The organism is Streptomyces sp. NBC_01166 (assembly GCF_045039765.1).
GTDB lineage: Bacteria > Actinomycetota > Actinomycetes > Streptomycetales > Streptomycetaceae > Streptomyces.
Genome location: NZ_CP108613.1, coordinates 3,137,653 through 3,156,807, shown reverse-complemented (window position 1 = coordinate 3,156,807; position 19,155 = coordinate 3,137,653). Strand labels below are relative to the sequence as shown.

General features: G+C 72.5%; 15 protein-coding genes and 1 tRNA gene. 5 read left to right on the top strand and 11 right to left on the bottom strand.

The window, feature by feature from the left end; genetic code table 11:
* Positions 1 to 72 precede the first annotated feature (72 nt).
* Positions 73 to 1,188: an LLM class flavin-dependent oxidoreductase gene (locus OG379_RS14525; protein WP_405662763.1), complete on the top strand. Its 1,116-nt coding sequence runs from the start codon at positions 73 to 75 to the stop codon at positions 1,186 to 1,188.
* Positions 1,189 to 1,238: 50 nt separating this feature from the next.
* Here OG379_RS14525 and OG379_RS14520 read toward each other — a convergent pair whose 3' ends face one another.
* Positions 1,239 to 2,144, bottom strand: a complete 906-nt coding sequence (locus tag OG379_RS14520; RefSeq protein ID WP_405662760.1) for a carbohydrate kinase — start codon at positions 2,142 to 2,144, stop codon at positions 1,239 to 1,241.
* Between the two features lie 57 nt (positions 2,145 to 2,201).
* Positions 2,202 to 3,518 carry an oligosaccharide MFS transporter gene (locus OG379_RS14515; RefSeq protein ID WP_405662758.1) on the bottom strand — a complete coding sequence of 439 codons (1,317 nt, stop codon included), beginning with the start codon at positions 3,516 to 3,518 and terminating at the stop codon, positions 2,202 to 2,204.
* A 164-nt stretch (positions 3,519 to 3,682) separates the two neighbouring features.
* Between OG379_RS14515 and OG379_RS14510 the strand changes: the two genes are divergently transcribed.
* On the top strand, positions 3,683 to 5,062 hold the full coding sequence (locus OG379_RS14510; RefSeq protein ID WP_405662756.1) for a glycoside hydrolase family 32 protein: 1,380 nt from the start codon (positions 3,683 to 3,685) through the stop codon (positions 5,060 to 5,062).
* Here the strand turns inward: OG379_RS14510 and OG379_RS14505 are convergent.
* On the bottom strand, positions 5,025 to 6,056 hold the full coding sequence (locus tag OG379_RS14505; RefSeq protein WP_405662754.1) for a LacI family DNA-binding transcriptional regulator: 1,032 nt from the start codon (positions 6,054 to 6,056) through the stop codon (positions 5,025 to 5,027). The genes OG379_RS14510 and OG379_RS14505 overlap by 38 nt on opposite strands.
* 133 nt (positions 6,057 to 6,189) lie before the next feature.
* Here OG379_RS14505 and OG379_RS14500 point away from each other — a divergent pair, with 133 nt between their 5' ends.
* Positions 6,190 to 7,254, top strand: a complete 1,065-nt coding sequence (locus tag OG379_RS14500) for a LacI family DNA-binding transcriptional regulator (RefSeq protein WP_405662752.1) — start codon at positions 6,190 to 6,192, stop codon at positions 7,252 to 7,254.
* Positions 7,255 to 7,494: 240 nt separating this feature from the next.
* A complete protein-coding gene (locus tag OG379_RS14495; protein ID WP_405662750.1) occupies positions 7,495 to 9,051 on the top strand; it encodes a glycoside hydrolase family 32 protein in 1,557 nt (518 codons plus the stop codon).
* Positions 9,052 to 9,082: 31 nt separating this feature from the next.
* On the opposite strand, the gene OG379_RS14490 is transcribed toward OG379_RS14495, so the two are convergent.
* The gene (locus OG379_RS14490; RefSeq protein ID WP_405662748.1) at positions 9,083 to 10,924 is read right to left on the bottom strand and encodes a putative bifunctional diguanylate cyclase/phosphodiesterase; all 1,842 of its coding nucleotides are present in this window, start codon (positions 10,922 to 10,924) and stop codon (positions 9,083 to 9,085) included.
* A 423-nt stretch (positions 10,925 to 11,347) separates the two neighbouring features.
* On the opposite strand from OG379_RS14490, the gene OG379_RS14485 reads away from it, so the two are divergent.
* On the top strand, positions 11,348 to 12,589 hold the full coding sequence (locus OG379_RS14485; RefSeq protein ID WP_405662745.1) for a M6 family metalloprotease domain-containing protein: 1,242 nt from the start codon (positions 11,348 to 11,350) through the stop codon (positions 12,587 to 12,589).
* Positions 12,590 to 12,646: 57 nt separating this feature from the next.
* Here OG379_RS14485 and OG379_RS14480 read toward each other — a convergent pair.
* The 7 genes from OG379_RS14480 to OG379_RS14450 all read right to left on the bottom strand — a co-directional run bounded on the left by OG379_RS14480 (position 12,647) and on the right by OG379_RS14450 (position 18,984).
* Positions 12,647 to 12,720 (bottom strand) — tRNA-Lys (locus tag OG379_RS14480).
* Entirely contained in the window at positions 12,711 to 13,406 is a 696-nt protein-coding gene (locus OG379_RS14475) for a hypothetical protein (RefSeq protein ID WP_405662743.1), read from the bottom strand. Before OG379_RS14475 ends, OG379_RS14480 begins: the two co-directional genes overlap by 10 nt.
* A gap of 194 nt (positions 13,407 to 13,600) precedes the next feature.
* Entirely contained in the window at positions 13,601 to 13,942 is a 342-nt protein-coding gene (locus tag OG379_RS14470; protein WP_393765821.1) for a hypothetical protein, read from the bottom strand.
* Positions 13,943 to 14,014: 72 nt separating this feature from the next.
* A complete protein-coding gene (locus tag OG379_RS14465; RefSeq protein ID WP_399229507.1) occupies positions 14,015 to 15,349 on the bottom strand; it encodes an AAA domain-containing protein in 1,335 nt (444 codons plus the stop codon).
* A complete protein-coding gene (locus tag OG379_RS14460; protein WP_405662740.1) occupies positions 15,346 to 16,965 on the bottom strand; it encodes a hypothetical protein in 1,620 nt (539 codons plus the stop codon). Before OG379_RS14460 ends, OG379_RS14465 begins: the two co-directional genes overlap by 4 nt.
* Positions 16,956 to 18,140, bottom strand: coding sequence for a hypothetical protein (locus tag OG379_RS14455; RefSeq protein ID WP_405662738.1), 1,185 nt, complete (start codon positions 18,138 to 18,140; stop codon positions 16,956 to 16,958). The genes OG379_RS14460 and OG379_RS14455 overlap by 10 nt, the downstream gene beginning before the upstream one ends.
* Positions 18,037 to 18,984 (bottom strand): phosphatase PAP2 family protein, encoded by a 948-nt coding sequence (locus OG379_RS14450; protein ID WP_405668507.1) that lies wholly within the window; start codon positions 18,982 to 18,984, stop codon positions 18,037 to 18,039. The genes OG379_RS14455 and OG379_RS14450 overlap by 104 nt, the downstream gene beginning before the upstream one ends.
* Positions 18,985 to 19,155: the final 171 nt, after the last annotated feature.

Below are 19,155 nucleotides of genomic sequence, written 5' to 3'. Positions count from 1 at the left end.
CGGGAATAAGCGGAGCCATCCTCCTGTTGGCATCCTCCGGTACACAGACGTAGCACCGGAGAGGCCGAACACGTGGACGAGAACCGAGGCGACGAGAACCGAGGCGACGGGATTCGCGGCACAGCGGGCGGTACGGCCTCCGTACCGCTCTCCGTGCTGGACCTGGTGACCGTGGGCCAGGGCCGCACAGCGACCCAGGCGCTGCGCACCAGCGTGGACATCGCCAAGCTCGCCGAGAGCCGCGGTTTCCACCGCTACTGGGTCGCCGAGCACCACTCCATGCCCGGGGTGGCCTCCTCGTCCCCCGCCGTGATCCTCGCGCACCTGGCCGCCCACACCGAGCGCATCAGGCTCGGCTCCGGCGGAGTGATGCTGCCCAACCACGCCCCCCTGGTGATCGCCGAGCAGTTCGGCACCCTGGAGGCGATGGCCCCCGGCCGTGTCGACCTCGGCCTCGGCCGCGCCCCCGGCACGGACGGCGCCACCGCCGCGGCCCTGCGCCGCACGGACCGGCTGAACGAGGGCGCCGACGACTTCCCGCAGCAGCTCGCCGAGCTGACCCGCTTCCTGGACGACGACTTCCCGGACGGGCACCCCTACGCCCGCATCCACGCCGTGCCCGGGCCCGTGCAGGCCACCTCGCCCGGTGGCGTGCAGTCGCCCGGCCGGCCGCCCGTCTGGCTGCTGGGCTCCTCCGGCTTCAGCGCCCGGCTGGCCGGCGTGCTCGGCCTGCCCTTCGCCTTCGCCCACCACTTCTCGTCCCGGAACACCGTGCCGGCCCTGGACCTGTACCGGGAGTCCTTCACGCCCTCCGCGGTGCTCGACGCCCCCTACGCCCTCATCGGGGTCGCGGCCCTGGCCGCCGACGACGAGCGCGAGGCCAGGCGTCAGGTGCTCACCGGCGCCCTGTCCATGGTCCGGCTGCGCACCGGGCGCCCGGGCCTCGTGCCGAGCCCCGAAGAGGCGGAGGCGTACGACTTCAGCCCCATGGAGCGCGAGTTCGTCGACGGCTGGCTGAAGGACATCGTCCACGGCACGGCGGACGAGGTCCGCGGCGGCCTGGACGACCTGGCCAAGCGCACCGGCGCCGACGAGCTGATGATCACGGCCAACGCACACGGCGGCGAGGCCCGGCTGCGCTCGTACGAACTCATCGCCGACGCCTACGGGCTGCCCCGCCTCGGCTGACCGGAACGGCCCGTACGCCTCCGGGTGTACGGGCCCGCCGGCGCAACGGGTCAGAGCTCGGTGCTGTACGGCGGTTCCGACCCGGGGCGCGAGCAGGTGACGGCCGCGGCCCGGGCGGCGAACGCCAGCACCTGCGCCCAGGTCCCCTCCGGGAGCGCTGCCAGATCCCCGGCGGACAGCAGGTCACGTTCCGCCAGCGCGTGGAGCAGCGCCGCGTTCACCGTGTCACCTGCGCCGATCGTGTCCGCCACCTCCACGTCCACGCCGGGGACCGATATCTCCCGTCCGTCGCGCGTGAACACCGTCAGCCCCCGCTCGCCGCGTGTGAGCACCACGGCCGCGGGACCGGACGCCGGCCAGGACCTGACATCGGAGCCGAGCCACTGCGCGTCCTCCTCGCTCAGCTTCAGCAGCGTGACGTGCGGCAGCCAGCTCCGGAAGCGGGCGCGATAGGCGTCCGCGTCGGCGATCAGCCCTGCCCGGATGTTCGGGTCGAGCGCGATGAACACCCCACGTCCGGCCTCCCGGCGCATCACCTCCTCGTAGGCGCTCGCCCCCGGTTCGAGTACCAGGGAACACGTGCCGAAGGAGAGTGCCCGAACGGTGGGCGGGAAGGCCGCCGGCACGGTGAAGAGCCGGTCGGCGCTGCCTCCGGCATGGAACGTGTACGCGGCCGAGCCGTCGGCGCCGACCGAAGCGACGGCCAGCGTCGTGGGCTCCGGCCCGCGCTGCACCCGTGACACGTCGACCCGTTCGTCCCGCAGGCCTCGCAACAGGGCCTCACCGAAGGCGTCGGTGGAGATCCGTGAGCAGAAGGAGACATCGGCACCGAGCCGGCCGAGGGCGACAGCCGTGTTGTACGGCCCGCCGCCGCGCACGGGCGCCATCGGCGCCAGCGCGTCGCCCGGGGTCAGCGGCACCAGATCGATCAGGGCCTCACCGGCGACGACGATCACTGTGTTTTCCTCACGTGGTTGATGGAACTGTCCGTCGGACGGGTGGAACGGTGCCGGTCAGATCTTGGCCGGTTCGGGGGAGAGTTCGCCGTCCGGGGACGGCAGCGTCCCGGGAATGCCTTTGGAGTCGGCCCGCAGCGTGAGGACCGAGAGGGCGGTGAAGGCGGCCACGAACCCGGACATGACGAGGTAGGTGTGGGCGTAGCCGATGCTGTCGTAGCCGATGCCCGCCAGTGGGGAGATGACCGCGGCCCCGAGCTGCGTCGCCAGCTGGAAGCCGACCAGATAGATCGACGACGACAACCGTGGCTCGAAATGCCGGTTGATGTACTTGAAGATGGCGATCAGCATGATCGGCAGCTCCACGGCGTGCAGCAGCTTCACCGCCGAGATCGCGAGCGAGTCGGTGACGACACCGGACAGGAAGATCCGGGTCGCCATGACACAGCCGGAGACGAGCAGCGACTTCTTCGGGCCGAGCCTGTTGACCAGGAAGGGCGCGAGCGCCATACCGCCGGCTTCCAGGAAGACCTGGACGGAGTTCAGATCGCTGTACATCCGGTTGCCGGCGGCCGAGGTGGAGAAGAGCGAGGAGAAGTACGAGGGGAACATCGCGTCGTACGTGTTGTACGTCGCGGTCACGGCCACCACGAACAGCAGCAGGCCCCAGAACGCCGGGTAGGTGAGCAGCGACTTCACGTCGGCGATCGAGACGGACGAGGCGGCGTGATCGACGGCCGCCGCCCGCCGGCCGTCGGTGACCCGGATCGCGACGAGCAGCAGGACGAAGACGGCGGCGGCCCCGGACGCCGCCCAGAAGTTGAGCGCGGGGTCGATGTTGAAGAGGCGGCCGGCGAAGAAGGTCGCGGCGGCCCAGCCGAGCGAGCCGAACATCCGGGCGCGGCCGAACTCGAAGCCGTGGAAACGGCTGAGCCGTTCCGTGTAGCTCTCCAGGGTGGCGACGGCCACCGCGAAGGCCATGGCCAGGTAGGCCGAGCCGACGACCAGGCCGATGACGAAGTGGGACTTCAGCAGCGGGCCGTAGACGTAGATGTACATCGGGCCGACCAGCAGCATCAGTCCGCCGATCCAGTACAGAAGATTCTTGCGCAGGCCCAGCCTGTCCTGGACGAAGCCGTACACCGGCATGGTCACCAGACAGCCGATGGCGTTGGCGCTGATGACGAGGGAGCTGCGGCCCGCGCTCAGCCCGATGTCCTGGGTGAGCCAGATGGAGAACAGCGACCAGGACAGCGACCAGGTCACGAAGAACATGAAGAGGGCCGCGCTGATCAGCGTGAAGTTCAGGCGCCGCCTGCTCCTCATCGGGGCCGCCGCCTCGGGGCTCGGAGCCGCTGGGCTGTGGGTGGTCATGGGCACTCCCTCGTGCTGGGCGCTGCGGCGTCCCCGCACAGCGCCTGCTCATGATGGCGGAACCAGCCGTTCCGCAGTAGCGCCTAACACGTGCTAGGGCAGCACCACTATCACGTGTTAGGTTCCAAAAGGCAAGAGGTTCGATGACAAGGAAGTGAAGCGATATGGCAGACCGCGACATCCCCAGCCGCCATGTACGGCCTGCTGTGGGGCAGTGGTGCAACGACCCGAACGGCCCGCTGTTCCACGACGGCCGCTACCACCTGTTCTTCCAGCACAACCCGGGTGCCGCGGTGTGGGGGGACATCCACTGGGGGCACGCCTCCAGCCCCGATCTGGTCACCTGGACGGACCACGGGGTCGCCCTGGCGCCGACGCCGGGAAGCCCGGACGAGCTGGGCGTGTGGTCCGGTTGCGCGGTGGTCGAGGAGGGGGTGCCGACCGCCGTCTACACCGGCATGGACCGGCGCGACGGGGTCGGCTCCGTCATGATCGCCCGGGCCACGGACGACACCGTCGGCGAGCTCAAGGCCGACCCCGAACCGGTCGTACCGGGACCGCCGGCGGGCCTCGACCTGCACGCGTTCCGCGATCCGTACCTCTTCACCCACGACGGCCGGCGCTGGGGGATCGTCGGCGCCGGGCATCGCGGGACCGGCCTCGGTGACGTCCTCCTCTACCGGGTCGACTCCCTCACGGAGTGGACCTACGCCGGCTCGCTCGTCGACGCCACCGACCCGGTCGCCGGACGTGTCGCCGCGCCCGCCACCGCGTGGGAGTGCCCGGCGCTCCTCCCGGCCGGTGACGGCCGCTGGATCCTCCTCCTCTCCCTCTGGATCGACGACATCACGTACTCGACCGCCTATCTGATCGGCGAGCTGCGGGAAGCCGGGGAGGGGCTGAGGTTCGTGCCGGGGTCAGGCGGAATGCTCGACCACGGCCGTGACTTCTATGCGCCCACCGCACTCGTCGAGCAGGACCGCACCCTGGTGTGGGGCTGGAGCTGGGAGTCCCGCACCGAGCAGGAGTCCGTCGCGGCCGGCTGGGCCGGCTGCCTCACGTACCCGCGCGAGGTCGGCGTGCACCCGGACGGAACGCTGCGCCTCGCCCCGGCACCCGAACTCGCCGCCCTGCGCGGCGCGGAGCTGCCGCCCGGTGCGGAACTGCCCGCGGCGTACGAGCTCGAACTCGACGTCACCGTCGCGCAGCCCGACAGCGAGGTGACCCTCACCCTCGGTCCCTCGGTCCGCCTGCATGTGAACCCCACGCGCGGCACGCTCGTCCTGGACCGCACGGACGCCCCGGCGACCTCTTCGCACCCCCGCCCGCGCGCCGACCTGGCCACCGCGACAGTGCCCGGCGGAGTCAGCGCCCGCCTGCGGGTTCTCGTGGACGGCCCGCTCATCGAGGCGTTCCTGGACGAGCGGGCGGTGATCACGGAGAAGGTGTACCCGGCCCCGGAGGGCACGTACGACGTACTCGTACGCGGCTCCGCCACCACGCGCGTCAGCGGCTGGGAGGCCTCCGGACCGAATCCCGTCTGACGACCGGGCACTCCAGCAGGCGTGTTCTCGTGCGGTCGACGCCCTCCCCGGCGTCGGCCGCGTCGAGGAGGGTCCGCACCGCCACCGCGCCCATCCCGTGGTGCGGCAGGGCGACCGTCGTGAGTGCCGGCACCAGATGGCCGGCCATCTGGTCCTGGTCGTCGTAGCCGACCACCGACAGGTCTCCGGGCACATCGATGCCCAGCCGGGCCGCCGCGAGCAGCGCGCCGGCCGCGACCCTGTCGTTGGCGCACACCAGCCCGGTGGGCCGGTCCGGACCGTCCAGCACCCGCAGGGCGGCGGCGTACCCCTCGTCGATCTGCCAGCCCGCGCCGATCAGCCGGTCCTCGCGGACGGGGATTCCCGCGGCCCGCATCCCGTCGCGGAAACCGGCTGCCCGGTCGAGGGCGGCGATGTTCTCCTGCTCGCCGCCGAGCATCGCGATCTCCCGGTGACCCGCCTCGATCAGCACGTCCACAGCCGCCCGGCCGCCCGCCCGCTCGTCGGCCACCACCGCCGCGTACGCACCCGCCTCGACCGGGAGGCAGTTGGCGAGCACGGCACGTGCGGGGTCGATGCCCTCCGGCACGGCCGTACGGCGCATCGACATCGCCGCGTACACGATGCCGTCCACGCCCCGGGCCCGGAGCTCGGCCACCGCCTCGGCCTCGGCCGCCGGATCGAGGCGGGACTCCAGGAGCAGCACCTGATGCCCCCGCTCCCGGGCCGCCTCCATGGCGCCGAGCACCATCCGGCCCGCGAACGGGCTGGTCGCGATCTCGTCACTCAGCAGTCCGATGACCGCACTGCGCTGCCTGCGCAGCGAGCGCGCCACCTCGTCGGGCCGGTAACCCAGCTGCTCCGCCGCGCTCCTGATCCTCCGCTGGGTGTCCGCGGACAGATTCCCCGCAGCCCGCCCGCTGAAGACGAAGGACACGGCGGCGCGGGAGACCCCGGCCAGCTCGGCCACGTCACGGGCGGTCGGGCGGTTCACGTCGCTTCTCCTCCTGAGGGCCTCACACCTGGTGGGGCAAGTATCCCCAAGGGGCGCAGCCCTCCGTGCGGCGCCCGCCGGCGCCGATAGGGTGGCACGATCCGGACCGGTAACGGGGGAGGGGCGGCGCTCCATGGACAAGCCCGACAGCGGGGGCGCGAGCGCCCGTGACCGGCCCACGTCGAAGGACGTGGCGCGTCTCGCCGGTGTCTCGCACACGGCGGTCTCGTTCGTCTTCAACGGACGCGCCGAGGGCAACCTCTCGGCGGCGACCCAGGACCGGATCCGCAAGGCCGCCGAGCAGCTGGACTACCGTCCCAACGCCGTCGCCCGGGGTCTGCGGCGACGCCGCACCGCCGTGATCGGACTCGTCACCGACCACATCGCGTCCTCCCCCTTCGCCGGGCCCCTGCTGCGCGGTGCCATGGAGACCGCGTGGAACGAGGAACACCTGGTCCTCACCGTCGACTCCACCGGGGACCCGGCCAAGGAGGAGGCGGCCGTCGCGGAGCTCCTCGACCGACGGGTGGACGGCATCATCTACGCCGCCATGTCGCTGCACCGTGCCCGCCTCCCGCAGGGCCTGGACCGGACGTTCACGGTGCTCGCCAACTGCCTGCCCGAGGACGGCGCACGGGCGGCCGTCATCCCCGCCGAGCGAGCGGGAGGGCGGGCGGCTGCCCGGCTGCTCATCGACGCGGGACACCGCAGGATCGCCCTGGTCGGGGGCATGGACGACATCGCGTCGTCCGAGCGGCTGCGGGGACTGCGGGACGCCGCGCGGGGCGCGGGACTGCAGCTCCGCAAGGACTGGATCGTCCGGACCGGGGGAGAGATCTCCTCCGGATACGACGGTGCTCTGCGGGTTCTCGACGGGGCTCCACGCCAGGAGCGTCCCACCGGGATCGTCTGCTACAACGACCGGGTCGCGGCGGGCGTCCTGCACGCGGCCGCCCGGCTCGGCATCGACGTCCCCGGCGAGCTGTCCGTGGTCGGATACGACGACCAGGAGCACATGGCCGCGTTTCTCAGCCCGCCGCTCACGACCGTGGCCCTCCCGCACCGGGCGATGGGCGAGACGGCCGCGCGGCTGCTGCTGGACGCCATCGCGACGGGCGGCCCGCCCGCCGCAGAGGTGCTGCGCCTGGAGTGCCCGGTGGTCGGCCGCGCCTCGGTGGGGCCACCGCCCGGTCCGTGACGGCACGCGCCCCGGCGCGGGGGCGGCCGGGCGGCGGACCTCAGGCGTCGTACGAGCTGTTCTAGGTACCTGTTCATGGCTCCAAGCTGCTGCGCCCCTTGACCTTTAACGAGTTAGGTCTACAGTCCTGATGCAGCGGGGGAGCCGCAGGGAGCCGCAGCGAGCCTCCGCATGCCCGTACAGAGCCGTGGCGAGCCGGACAGGGCCGCCGGGACGCCGTCGTCAGGAAGGCGAATCACCATGCGTGGAATGACCAGGAGGACACTCTTCCGGGCCGGCGCGGTCGGCGCGGCAGCGGCGGTCGCACCCGCCGGCGCGGCTGCCGTCGCTCGCGGCCGGGAGCAGGTGAAGGGGGCGGCGAGCTACCGTGCCGCGTACCACTTCACCGTCCCCGACCAGTGGAAGAACGACCCGCAGCGGCCGGTGTGGATCGACGGCGAATACCACTACTACTACCTGTACAACGCCGATTACCTCGCGGGCGGCACCACGACCGGCACCGCCTGGCGCCTGGCCACCAGCACCGACCTGGTGTCGTTCCGGGACCAGGGCGTCGCGGTGCCGAAGGACACCACGCCGAACGGCGACGTCTGGTCGGGCTGTGCGGTCGTGGACACCGAGGACACCGCGGGCTTCGGGGCCGGGGCGGTGGTCGTGCTCGCCACCCAGGAACCCGTCGAAGGCGCCGACTCCCAGGCGCAGTACCTCTGGTACTCCACCGACGGCGGCCGGAGCTTCGCCCCCCACGGCACCGCGCCGGTGCTGCCCAACCCAGGGGTCAAGGACTTCCGCGACCCCAAGGTGGTGCGCGACCAGGAGAACGGCCGCTGGGTGATGGTGCTCGCGGAGAACACCAAGGTCGGTTTCTACCTCTCGCACGACCTCAAGGAGTGGACCTACGCCTCCGGCTTCGTCAAGGAGGGCATCGGCGTCCTGGAATGCCCCGACCTCTTCCGCATCACCGGCGCGGACTCCGTCACCAAGTGGGTCCTCGGCGTGAGCGCCAACGGCAAGGCCGCGGGGCTCCCCAACACCTACGCGTACTGGACGGGCGAGTTCGACGGCACCGCCTTCGCACCCGACGCGGCCGAACCGCAGTGGCTCGACCACGGCTTCGACTGGTACGGCGCCGTCACCTGGGAGAAGCACTCCGCGGACGGCGCCGTGGACCCCGCGGTCCGCTACGCGATGGGCTGGATGAACAACTGGGACTACGCGAACACGACCCCCACCATCGACTCCGACGGCTTCAACGGCACGGATTCGATCGTGCGCGAGATCAGCCTGCGCCGCACCGCGGCGGGCACGCACTACCTGGCGTCGCGCCCCGTGGCCGCCCTGGACGACAGCGTCTCGCGCACCGTGGACCTCGGCGACGTGAGCGTCGACGGCACCCTCCTGCTCGACCACACCGGCACCGCGTACGAGTTGACGACCACGATCACCTGGGAGGCGCTCACCGGTGCCGGCGTGCAGCTGCGCAGGTCCAACGACGGCGGCCGCCACATCGACGCCGGTGTCCACGGCGACTACGCGTACGTCAACCGGCGCGGGGCGGCCAATCCGGACACCACCGGGAGGTGGCAGGAGAGCAGAACACCCTTCGACGCCGCCGCCAGGAAGGTCCGGCTCCGGGTCCTGGTCGATCGCACGACCGTCGAGGTGTTCTTCGACGACGGCCGCCACACCCACTCGATGGAAGCCTTCCCCTATCTCGTAGACACGGGGCTGGCCCTTTTCACCGTCGGTGGCGCCGCGGTCTTCGAGAACACCGTCATCCGCGAGTTCTCCCTCTGAGGGGACGCGGAACGGGCCGCCGCGAGTGCCGCTACGGGTGCTCCGGCGGCCTCGTGCCGATCAGCTCGGCGATCCGCTCCGGGGCCACCGCACGGGAGTACAGCCACCCCTGCCCGGTGTCACAGCCGATCCGGCGCAGCCGCTCCGCCTGGCCCGAGGTCTCCACGCACTCCGCGGTGACCGTCAGGCCGAGGCGGTGCGCCAGCTGCACCATTGCCTCGACGATCGTCTCGTCGGCCGGGCTGGGGTGCGCGCCGTCCTCGTAACGGAAGCCGCGTACGAAGGAGCCGTCCAGCTTCAGCACGGACACGGGCAGCCTGCTGAGGTAGGCGAGGTTGGAGTAGCCGGTGCCGAAGTCGTCGATCGCGATACGGACACCCATGTCGCTGAGCGCCTGGAGCACCCGCAGCGGCCTGCCCGACGAGCCCACCACCGCGGACTCGGTCAGCTCCAGCTGCAGCAGCCCGGGTTCGAGGCCGGTCTCGGCGAGGATCTCCGCGACATCGGTCACCAGGTCGGAGTCCCGGACCTGGCGCACGGCGACGTTGACGCTGATGAACAGCGGCGGCTCGTCCGGGTGTTCCAGCTGCCAGCGGCGGGCCTGGCGGCAGGCCGTGCGCAGCACCCACCGGCCGAGCTGGACGATCGTGCCGTCCTCCTCGGCGATCGGGACGAACCGGCTCGGCGCGAGCAGACCGAAACGCGGGTGATTCCACCGGACCAGGGCCTCCACACCCCGTACGACCTCGTCCGCCATGCCGACCAGCGGCTGGTACTCCAGGGTGAACTCCCCGCGCTCGACCGCCGGGCGGAGCGTGGAGGAGAGCGCCTGCCGGGTCATCCGGTGGGCGTTGCGCTCGGGGTCGAAGAGGGTCCAGCGGGCGCGGCCGTCGGCCTTCGCCCAGTAGAGCGTGGTGTCCGCGGCCTGCATCAGGGCGGTGGCCGAGGTGCCGGCCGACGACCGCTCCACCACCCCGATCGACGCGGAGACCGACAGCCGGTGCCCGGAGACCTCGAACGGCCGCTGGAGGGCGGAGAGCACCGAGCGGGCGAGTTCGATGAGCTGCGGGGTACCCGATGAGTCCTCGACCAGGATCGCGAACTCGTCCCCGCCCAGGCGCGCCACCAGATGACCGCCGGTGCGGTGGCCGTCGGCCTCGGCGCAGTCGGTGAGCCGCCCGGCGACGGCGGCCAGGAGACGGTCACCGGTGCGGTGCCCCAGGGTGTCGTTGACGGCCTTGAAACCGTCGATGTCCAGGTAGCAGAGGCCGATCCGGCCGTGCGGGGGAGACGACCCGTCCTGGTGCGGCGGGGTCTCCAGGGCGCTCGCGAGCCGCTCGAAGAACAGGGTGCGGTTGGGCAGCCGGGTCACGGGGTCGTGTATCCGCAGATGGCGCAGCCGCTCCCGCATCTCGCGCCGGTCGCTGACGTCGGCGACCGACAGCAGCACACGGCCCGCGCCGGTGGCCCGGTCGCCCATCGGCACGACGGTGACCTCGGCCCACAGGGGCCGGCCGTCGGCGTGCTTGAGCCGCCGGGTGCACCGGAGCCGGGGGCGGGTGCCGCGCAGGACCTCGGTGTACGCCCCCAAGGTGGGGCTGTCCGAGGCGAGACCGAGGAGGTCGGCCGCGGTCTGCCCGGTCAGGGACGAGGCGTCGGCGCCGAGCAGCGCACCCAGGGCGTCGTTGGGCCTGATGATCAGGCCGTGGTGGTCGACGACGGCCATCGGGAGGGCGGACGCCGCGAACGCGGCGCGGTAGTCGCGCAGCTCGGAGAGGTTGGGCCTCGGACGATCACCCTGTGTGACCTCTGACGGCCCGGCGCCGGGGGCCGTGCCCGCCCGGGGCATCGGCCCTTCGGAGGTTCCGCTCACCGCTCGCTCCCGCTGTGCAGATCGTCGTGAACAGGTGTGGCCGGGCAGCTGCGTGGAGTGGAGCGTCGCGCCGGAGGCGGGAACCACGCAGGAAAACGAGGTGAAGCATAGAGGGTGGCGCACCGGCCGTTCCAACGCGCCCGCCGTTTCGGACGGGGGGCACGCGCATGGCCCACTCCTGCCCCACGCCTGTCCCGCACGTGACACCCGCATGCGCGATGGCCGTAGATGATCATTTTTGTGCCGATCTGGACGATTCAGATTTCGGAGTGAGCAAATGTGACTGTCCGTAAGGGTGATCATGTAGATCCAGATGATCACCGGGGCCTCCGCTGACCCGTGTGGGGCAGCACAACAGGGCGTGGGCCGCTGAGTCGGCAGAGGGTGAAGGGGAAGTCCCGCATTCGCCACCCGGAGGTAGATGTGCCGCGTCAGCGCAGACCCGGGGTATCCGAGAGGCCGAGGCTGCGCAGTGCGGCGGCTGCTCTCACGTCCCTCCTGGCGCTCGCCGCCACCGGACTCGTGGCCGGGCCCGCGGTGGCGGCCACGCGCGACGCGGGGCCGTGCGCCCTGCCCAGGACCGGGGCGCACCACTCCCTCGGCCTCGACACCTGGAACGGCGCCTACCCTCGCCCCGACCGCGGCCTCGACGCGGTCATGGTCTTCCTCTCGTTCCCCGACTCCGACCCGGTGGTGCCCCCCGAGGTGCTCGCCGCCGACCACTTCCCCTCCACCACCCGCTTCTTCCAGCGCGCGTCGTACGGGAAATTCACCCTGCGCGCCCATCCGCAGCGGCGGTGGACCTCCATGCCCCACCCCTCCACCTGGTACGGCATACAGCGCGACTGGGGCTCCGAGCGCCGCAGCGCCTATCTGCGTGACGCCATCGAGGCCGCCGACGAGGAGACCGACTTCTCCGCCTACGACATCGTCTACCTCGTCGCCGACCCGGACGCCCCCGGAGTCGACTCCGACGCCACCAAGGTCGTCAACTTCGACCGTCCGGTGCGCGCCGACGGCACGGACATCAGGCGTGTGGTCACCGTCTTCGAGGAGCACCCGCCGGACCGGAACGTCCTCGCGCACGAGACGGGGCACGTCTTCGACCTGGCGGACCTCTACCACCGCCCTGAGGACGGGAAGGGCGACTGGGACACCTACGTCGGCGACTGGGACGTGATGGGCAGCCAGTTCGGACTCTCCCCGGACCTGTTCGGCTGGCACAAGTGGAAGCTCGGCTGGTTGGACGGCGAGGAGGTCGTGTGTGTGCAGGGCGCCGCCGACCTCACCCTGGAACCGATGGCCGAGGTGCCCGTGCGCGGAGCGTCCATCGGGACCCGGCTCGCGGTCGTCAGGACCGGCCCGGACAGCGCGCTGGCCATCGAGGCCCGCAGCGCCACGGGCAACGACCGTACGACGTGCACCGAAGGGGTGCTCGTCTACCGCATCCGCAACGCCACGCCGTCCGGTGGCGGCCCGGTCGAGGTGCTGGACACCCACCCCGACTCCGACGCCTGCTGGGACCGGTCGGTCTACCCGCCGCTCGCGGACGCCCCGCTCCGGGAGGGCGAGCGCTACACCGTGCCCGGCGAACGCATCCGCATCGACGTCGCCGACCGCACCCGGTCGGGAGCCTGGACCGTCCGGATCGCCACCGGGACCTGACCCGCGCCGGCACACGAAGAAGCCCCCTCGCTTCCACGAGGGGGCTTCCACCGTCGGTGCGCCGTCAGGGACTCGAACCCCGGACCCGCTGATTAAGAGTCAGCTGCTCTAACCAACTGAGCTAACGGCGCCTGCTGACGTCGTAGACATTAGCACCCGGATCGGCGGGAGGAAAAATCGAATTCCCGGTGGTCGACGGGGCCGCCGACCTGCCCACCCTCACGCAGGCCCACAGCAGTACGTCCGGCCCGGGGAGCCAGGGGTTACGGGTGTCCGGGGCGACCACCCAGCGGGGCCCGCCGGCGCCCGCGCCGCCGGTCAGGGGCGGAACGGTGACCGCGTCCCCCGTGCCGTGACAGAGCACCGGCGGCAGGGCGCCCTGCCGCCGGGGGCCGTCGGCGGAACCCGTGCCCCACTCCTCCCAGGCCAGCAGGGACGGCAGCCGCTGGGCGGTGCCGGGGGAGGCGAACAGCAGCATCCGGCCCCGGTGCGTGGCGACCGGGCCCGATCCCGGCCCCTCCGCCCAGAGCTGCTCCAGCATGCGCCTGCCGAACAGTGCAGGGACGCTCACGACGTCGAACGAGGAGCCGCACGGCAGCACGCCGGGGGAGCACGGACGGGCCTCCCACTGCGAGAGCGTGCTGCGGGGGTAGGCGGAAGCGGCCGCCAGCCACGCGGCACCGGATGCCGTGACCCGGGCCGCCCTGTCGTCGGCCCGGCGGTCCATGCGGTCCCGCAGCAGGGCGAAGATGTCGACACCGTGGTGCGGGGCGGCAGCGGTCCGCAGGGTCGTTTCGTCATTCAGCCATGCGCTCATGACGACATGTCTACCGGCCGTGACGCTCCTGTTCCCCAGAGTTGCCGAAAGCCGGACAGGACGGACCCCGGCGGAGTATCTTGCCCGACGGCATATGCCACAGGTGTACCCGTAGTGACGGACGGTCGTGCGGTGTCAGTACCCGTAGTGACGGACGGTCGTGCGGTCTCAGGGGGATCCGGTGGGGGCCGGGGTCAGGGCGCGGGGGCGTCGAGCAGGGACCGGCCGAACTCGATCATCTTCTTGGCGTAGTCCTCGGTCCACTCCGCGCGCTCGGCTATGTCCGCGGCCGTGAGCCGGTCGAACCGTCGCGGATCCGCGAGCTGGGCGGCGGCCACGGCCTGGAACTCCACGGCCCGGTCGGTCGCCGCCCGGAAGGCGAGCGTCAGCTCCGTCGCGCGGGCCAGCAGCTCCTTCGGGTCCTCCATCGACTCCAGGTCGAAGAAGTGCTCAGGATCCGCCGCCGCCTCCGACGGCTCGAAGAGCAGCGGCGCCGGACGCAGCCTCTGCCGCTCTTTCCGCTCGGGTTGTGCCATGTGGATTCCTTCCTCGTACGGCCGGACGGCCACCTTCCATTGTCCAGCCCGGCGCAAGAGCGCTGCCCAGGATCAGGGCGACCAATGCACGCGGTGCTCGGCGAGATGCGCCAGCACCGCGTGGTTCGCCTCCCAGCCGTCAGGGAACTTCACCGTCACGCCCAGCTGGACCGGCTCCGTCGAAGGGTGCTCGTCCAGCAGGTCCGCCACCCCGGCACGGCACACCACCACGCACGCGTGCCGGTGCCGCGAGGCCAGGACGCACAGGCGGCCCGTCTCCAGGTGGAAGGCCGTGGCGTCCGGGCGGCCCGACAGCGGGTGCAGGACCACGGTCACATCGAACTCGCGGCCCTGGAGCCGGTTCGCCGTGTCCACCGCCACTCCCGTCACACCCAGCTCCGCGAGCGCCGCCCGCACCGCGGCGGCCTGGTCGCGGTGGGCCGTGCCGACCGCGACCCTCTCCGCCGTCACCGGGACCGGATCCGGGCCACGCTCGCTCGTCGCGGCGCCGCCCCGGTCCAGCAGCCTGCGCACCACCAGGGCCACCGCCCGGACCGCCTCCGGGTCCGTGCGCGGGGTGTGCCGGGCCGGGAGCTCCAGCAGCCCCCAGCCGGACTCCGCCGCCTCGTCCAGCACCCGGTCGGGGCCCGACCCGTCCGAGGGCACACCGAACGACAGCCGCCGGTCACCGTGGTCCGTACCGCTGCGGAACGGTGTGTACGGGTAGAACGCGTCCGACACCAGCGGCGCGGCCGACGCGGGCAGCCGCCACGACACCGGCAGCCGGTGCTGCGGCAGCTCAGGATTGTGCGCGAGCAGAGTCGAGACGGCGCTCGCCGACGGGTCGTACGACAGGCCCGCCCACTGGTCGGCCCCCACGATCGAGAACGGGTCGAGCTGGCCCGGATCCCCGACGAACAGCGCCCGCTCGAACAGTCCGGCCACTGCGAGGAGGGCGTCCGACCGCATCTGGTACGCCTCGTCGACGATCGCGTGACCCCACGGCTCCACGTTCTTCACGTGCGCCCACTTCGCGGCCGTGGAGATGACGATGTCCAGGCCCGCCAGATCCGCCGCCTTCGCCGATTTCCGTACGTTGTCCAGGCCGTCCAGGACCTTGTCGTACGGGTCGGAGTCGCTGCTGTGCAGCCGGCCCACCGGCAGCTCGGGCGCCTTCTCCGCCAGCCGCACCACCAGATCGTCCACCTGGGCGTTGGTCTGCGCGACCACCATCAGCGGGCGGCCCGCGGCGGCCAGCTCCAGCGCCGCACGCACCACCAGTGTCGACTTCCCCGCGCCCGGCGGGGAGTCCACGACGATGCCGCGCGCCGTGCCGCGCAGGGTGTCGCCGAGGATCGCGTCGGTGGCCCGCGCCGCCGCGGCCCCGGGGTCGGTAACGGCTGTCACAGGAGGTCCTCCGCGGTGACGGGGTCGGGCTGCTCGGCATGGCCGGTGGTACCGGCGGCGCCCGGCGGGCCGCCATGGGTCCACGGGGTGTCCTCCGGATCGGGCAGCTTCGGACCGCCCCGCTGGTCGTGTTCGAACAGGGTCCAGGCGATCCGGTCGCCGGGCTCCGGCACCGAGCCGGGTGCGGGCTCCTTGCTCCGGCCCATCCGGTCCGTGATCCGCAGGACGAGGCCGACCGTGCCGGCGTGTGGGTCATCGGCGGCGTATCCCACGAACTCCGCCGTCTGAGGCTTCCCCTCCAGCGAGCGGTACACCTTGGTCCGCTCGCCCAGATGCGGGCGCTCCTCGGTCCGCACCGTGACCAGGGGGCGCGGCGAGGGCCGCTTGGACTCGCTGTACGCCATCTCGACCTCCGTCACCTCCCCGATGAACGCCTCACCGGCCAGCCTGCGGCCCGCCAGCACCAGCGGGTCGTCGAGCGCCTCCTGGGCGTCCAGCTGCGCCTGGGCGGTCTCCCGCGAGGCCAGCTTCTGCGCGGCCGTGACCGCGTCGTCGCGGCGCGGCTGCGGGGGCTCGCCCGCCCGCACCCGGTCCCGGTGCGCGGTGAACGACCAGCGGTCCCTGGTCCACCGGTCCTCCGCCCTGGCTCCCTCCGGCAGCTCCCGCAGCAGGTCGAGCCCCCGCCACACGGCGTCCCAGGTGGGCAGCAGCACCCCCGCGAGCAGCGACCTGATCTCCCGCTCCGCACCGCTCAGCTCCCCGAGCCGGGTGTCGGCGTCGAGGCCGTCCTCCGCGGCGGCCAGCGCCTGGCGCGCCCGGTCGTACCGCTCGATCGCGGGCGCCAGCAGCCTGTTGTCGAACTCCGGGTCCGTCGCCGGCCCGGCCGGCGGGCAGACCAGCTGACCGGCACGGTCCCGCTCCAGCTCGGCCCGGAGCGCGGCCTCCGCGCCGGACTCGCCGTCCGGCGGATCGACCCAGGCGAGCAGGGCGCCGAGATGCTGGTCCTCCAGGCTGCTCTGCCCCGTCGCCCAGTGCCGGTTCAGCAGATCCGTCGTGGCCAGCAGCAGCGAGGAGCCCGGCACCCGGGCCCGCTCCCCGTAGTGAGTCAGCCAGCGGCCGAGCAGCGGCACACGGGCGGGAGCCGGATAGGGGGTGTCCGGATCGTCCTCGGCCGTACGCCGGAACCGCATGGACCGCCCGAGCAGCCGTACGAAGTCGAGGCCGGCCCGGCTGGGCACGATCAGCTGGGCCGCGTCCGCGCACAGCTCGACCTCGACCTTGACCTTCTTGCCGGTCTCGGGGTCCACCTCGTTGCGCTCGGCCGGCTCGACGGCATCGGCGTACGACTCGATGTGCGGCAGCACCGCCTCGGCCAGCTCGGCGAGGAACGCGAACCGCAGATCGCGGTCGCGCGGCTGGGCCACCACCAGCAGCCGGGGCGCCGCGCGGTCCGTGCCCACGAGCGCGCCGAGCGGGGCGCCGGCCTCACCGGCGGTCGTCAGCGGCACCAGCACGAGCGGCCGGTCGGTCAGATGGCGGTGGCGGACGGTGGCCAGCGGCTGGGCACGGCCGCTGTCGACGGCCTCCAGCCGGGCGAGAGTGCTGATCAGCGACATGGGACGCCGCCGTCCACACCGGCCAGTGCTTCGGCCCGCAGCGCGGCGGCCCGGCGCAGGGCCGCCACCGTCGGGTCGGCCGGGTCGCCCTCCTTGCCGGCCGCCGCGGCCAGCACCCCGGTGACCGTCGTCAGGCCTCCGAGCTCGCCCCGCACGCTCCGGCCCAGCGACTCGACCGCGCCCTCGGCACGGGCCTTGGCCCGGCAGTGGAAGGCCAGCTCGCACGCGGCCAGGCACTCGGGGGCGTACGCCGCGGGGACCGCCTCGACCGCGGTGCCCAGCTCCTCGGGGGAGCAGCCCGGGTCGAAGGTCGTGCCCTCGGGCAGGGCGGCCGCGATGTCCTCGACACGGGTCAGCCTCGTCAGCTGGCGGCTGGTGACGGCACGCTGCTTGCGCACGTCCACGACCGAAGCGGTCGGCAGGTTGGAGAAGTCCTTCGGGCAGACGAGCAGGACCCGGTGCGCGACCTCGGCGCCCTCCGTCTTCGCGGCGATCCGCTCCAGCGCCAGGACGTAGACGGCGGACTGACGGGCCGCCGCACCGACCTTCGCGGCGTCCGCCGAGCTGTCGATCATGGGGAAGGACTTGATCTCGACGACCGTCCAGGTGCCGTCGGGGTGCACCACCACGGCGTCCGGCTCCAGGTAGGCGGGGGAGCCCGCGACCTCCAGGGCCAGCATCGGATGGTCGAGCAGCGCCCAGCCACCCGCCGCCGTGGCCTCGCGCAGCGCCAGCGCCGTACGCGCGGCGCGGCCCTCGGGGCCGGCTGCCGTCAGATCGGGCACCACGGCCGAGGCCGGCGCTTCGGCGCCGCCGCCGAGCCGCTCGACGAGGAGGCGCAGCAGCTCCGTGCCGCCGTCGGCCTTGACCTTCGCCTCGAAGGCGTTGCCCCGCACGAACGCGAACTGCGACTGGCCGAACGCCGCGGGGGAGCCGAGCGCGGTGGCCAGCACGGCCTTGTCGACGCCCGCTCCGTCGAGCAGGGCGCGCCGCTTGCACCCCGGGTTGGCGGCGAGCGCGGCCAGCGCGCGTGCGTCGAGCGGATGCGGCGCGACGGCCGGACCGCGCAGCTCAGCGAGCCGCTGCCGGAGCGTCGTCGCTGGCTTCGACTGCGGAGCGGGTGCGCGCGTCGCTGGAATCTGCGGAGGCGGTCCGCCGGCCGGGTATTCGCTCACCCGCGGAAGTCTTGCATCCGTCACTGACAATCGTGGATACCGTGGGGGTGACGGATGCGGGCACCCGTGCGAACACCGCCCTCACCCGGTCCTTGACGCGGTCCGCGAGCCGCATGAACGGCCTGGTCAGCAGCGCGCCGACGGCCATCACGGCGGCGCCGGCCACGGCGTCGAGGAAATAGTGGTTCGCCGTGCCCATCACCACGAACACGGTGATCAGCGGATAGGCGATCCCCGCCGCCCGGACGAGCGGGTGGCGCCCGTGGCGCCACAGCAGAACGCCGCACCACACCGCCCAGCCGACGTGCAGGCTCGGCATCGCCGCGTACTGATTGGTCATCCCGCTGAGCCCGCGCGGGGCGCTCGCGCCCGCGCCCCACCACCCGTACGCGCTGTACTGCGCCATCGTGTCCACGAAACCGTGGTGGGCGTCGAGCAGCCGGGGCGGACAGGTCGGCATCAGCGTGAAGCCGACCAGCCCGAGGAGGGTGGAGGTCATCAGCCAGGTACGGGCCGCCCGGTAGGCGGCGGTACGGCGCCGGAAGATCCAGACCAGGACGGCCGGGGTGACCAGGTAGTGCAGGGAGGCGTACGCGAAGTCGGCGGGTATCCCGAGGGCGGGGTTGCCGGTCAGGAGCCGGTTGAGAGGGTGCTCGGCGTTGAGATGCAGCGCCTTCTCCAGGCGGAGTATCGCGAGTCCGTTCTCCACGGCCGCCGGTATGTTCTCGTGGACCAGCAGCCGGCCCGTCGAATACAGCCCGTACACCACCGCTATCAGCGGAAGCTCCGTCCACCAGCGGGGCCGGTGACCGGAGGACGGTGTCGCGGCGGTGGCGTGCGGCATCCGGTAGCTCTCCCCAGTGTTCATGCGGTCGACGGCGGGCGTTCAACCGTACGGCGGTCGTATGCCCTGATTCCCCCCGGGGCCCGTCCCACGCGGGCGGCCCTGGTCATGCGTGGGGAGGGACGCGGGCGACGCCCCGCAGGTTGCCCGTGAAGCATGTGGGAGATGATG

What these genes read in the sequence shown, in the direction of transcription:
- OG379_RS14515 (WP_405662758.1), bottom strand. Translation starts at nt 3,518, where the DNA reads ATGACCACCCACAGCCCAGCGGCTCCGAGCCCCGAGGCGGCGGCCCCG.
- OG379_RS14510 (WP_405662756.1), top strand. Translation starts at nt 3,683, where the DNA reads ATGGCAGACCGCGACATCCCCAGCCGCCATGTACGGCCTGCTGTGGGG.
- OG379_RS14500 (WP_405662752.1), top strand. Translation starts at nt 6,190, where the DNA reads ATGGACAAGCCCGACAGCGGGGGCGCGAGCGCCCGTGACCGGCCCACG.
- OG379_RS14495 (WP_405662750.1), top strand. Translation starts at nt 7,495, where the DNA reads ATGCGTGGAATGACCAGGAGGACACTCTTCCGGGCCGGCGCGGTCGGC.
- OG379_RS14475 (WP_405662743.1), bottom strand. Translation starts at nt 13,406, where the DNA reads ATGAGCGCATGGCTGAATGACGAAACGACCCTGCGGACCGCTGCCGCC.
- OG379_RS14470 (WP_393765821.1), bottom strand. Translation starts at nt 13,942, where the DNA reads ATGGCACAACCCGAGCGGAAAGAGCGGCAGAGGCTGCGTCCGGCGCCG.
- OG379_RS14460 (WP_405662740.1), bottom strand. Translation starts at nt 16,965, where the DNA reads ATGTCGCTGATCAGCACTCTCGCCCGGCTGGAGGCCGTCGACAGCGGC.
- OG379_RS14450 (WP_405668507.1), bottom strand. Translation starts at nt 18,984, where the DNA reads ATGCCGCACGCCACCGCCGCGACACCGTCCTCCGGTCACCGGCCCCGC.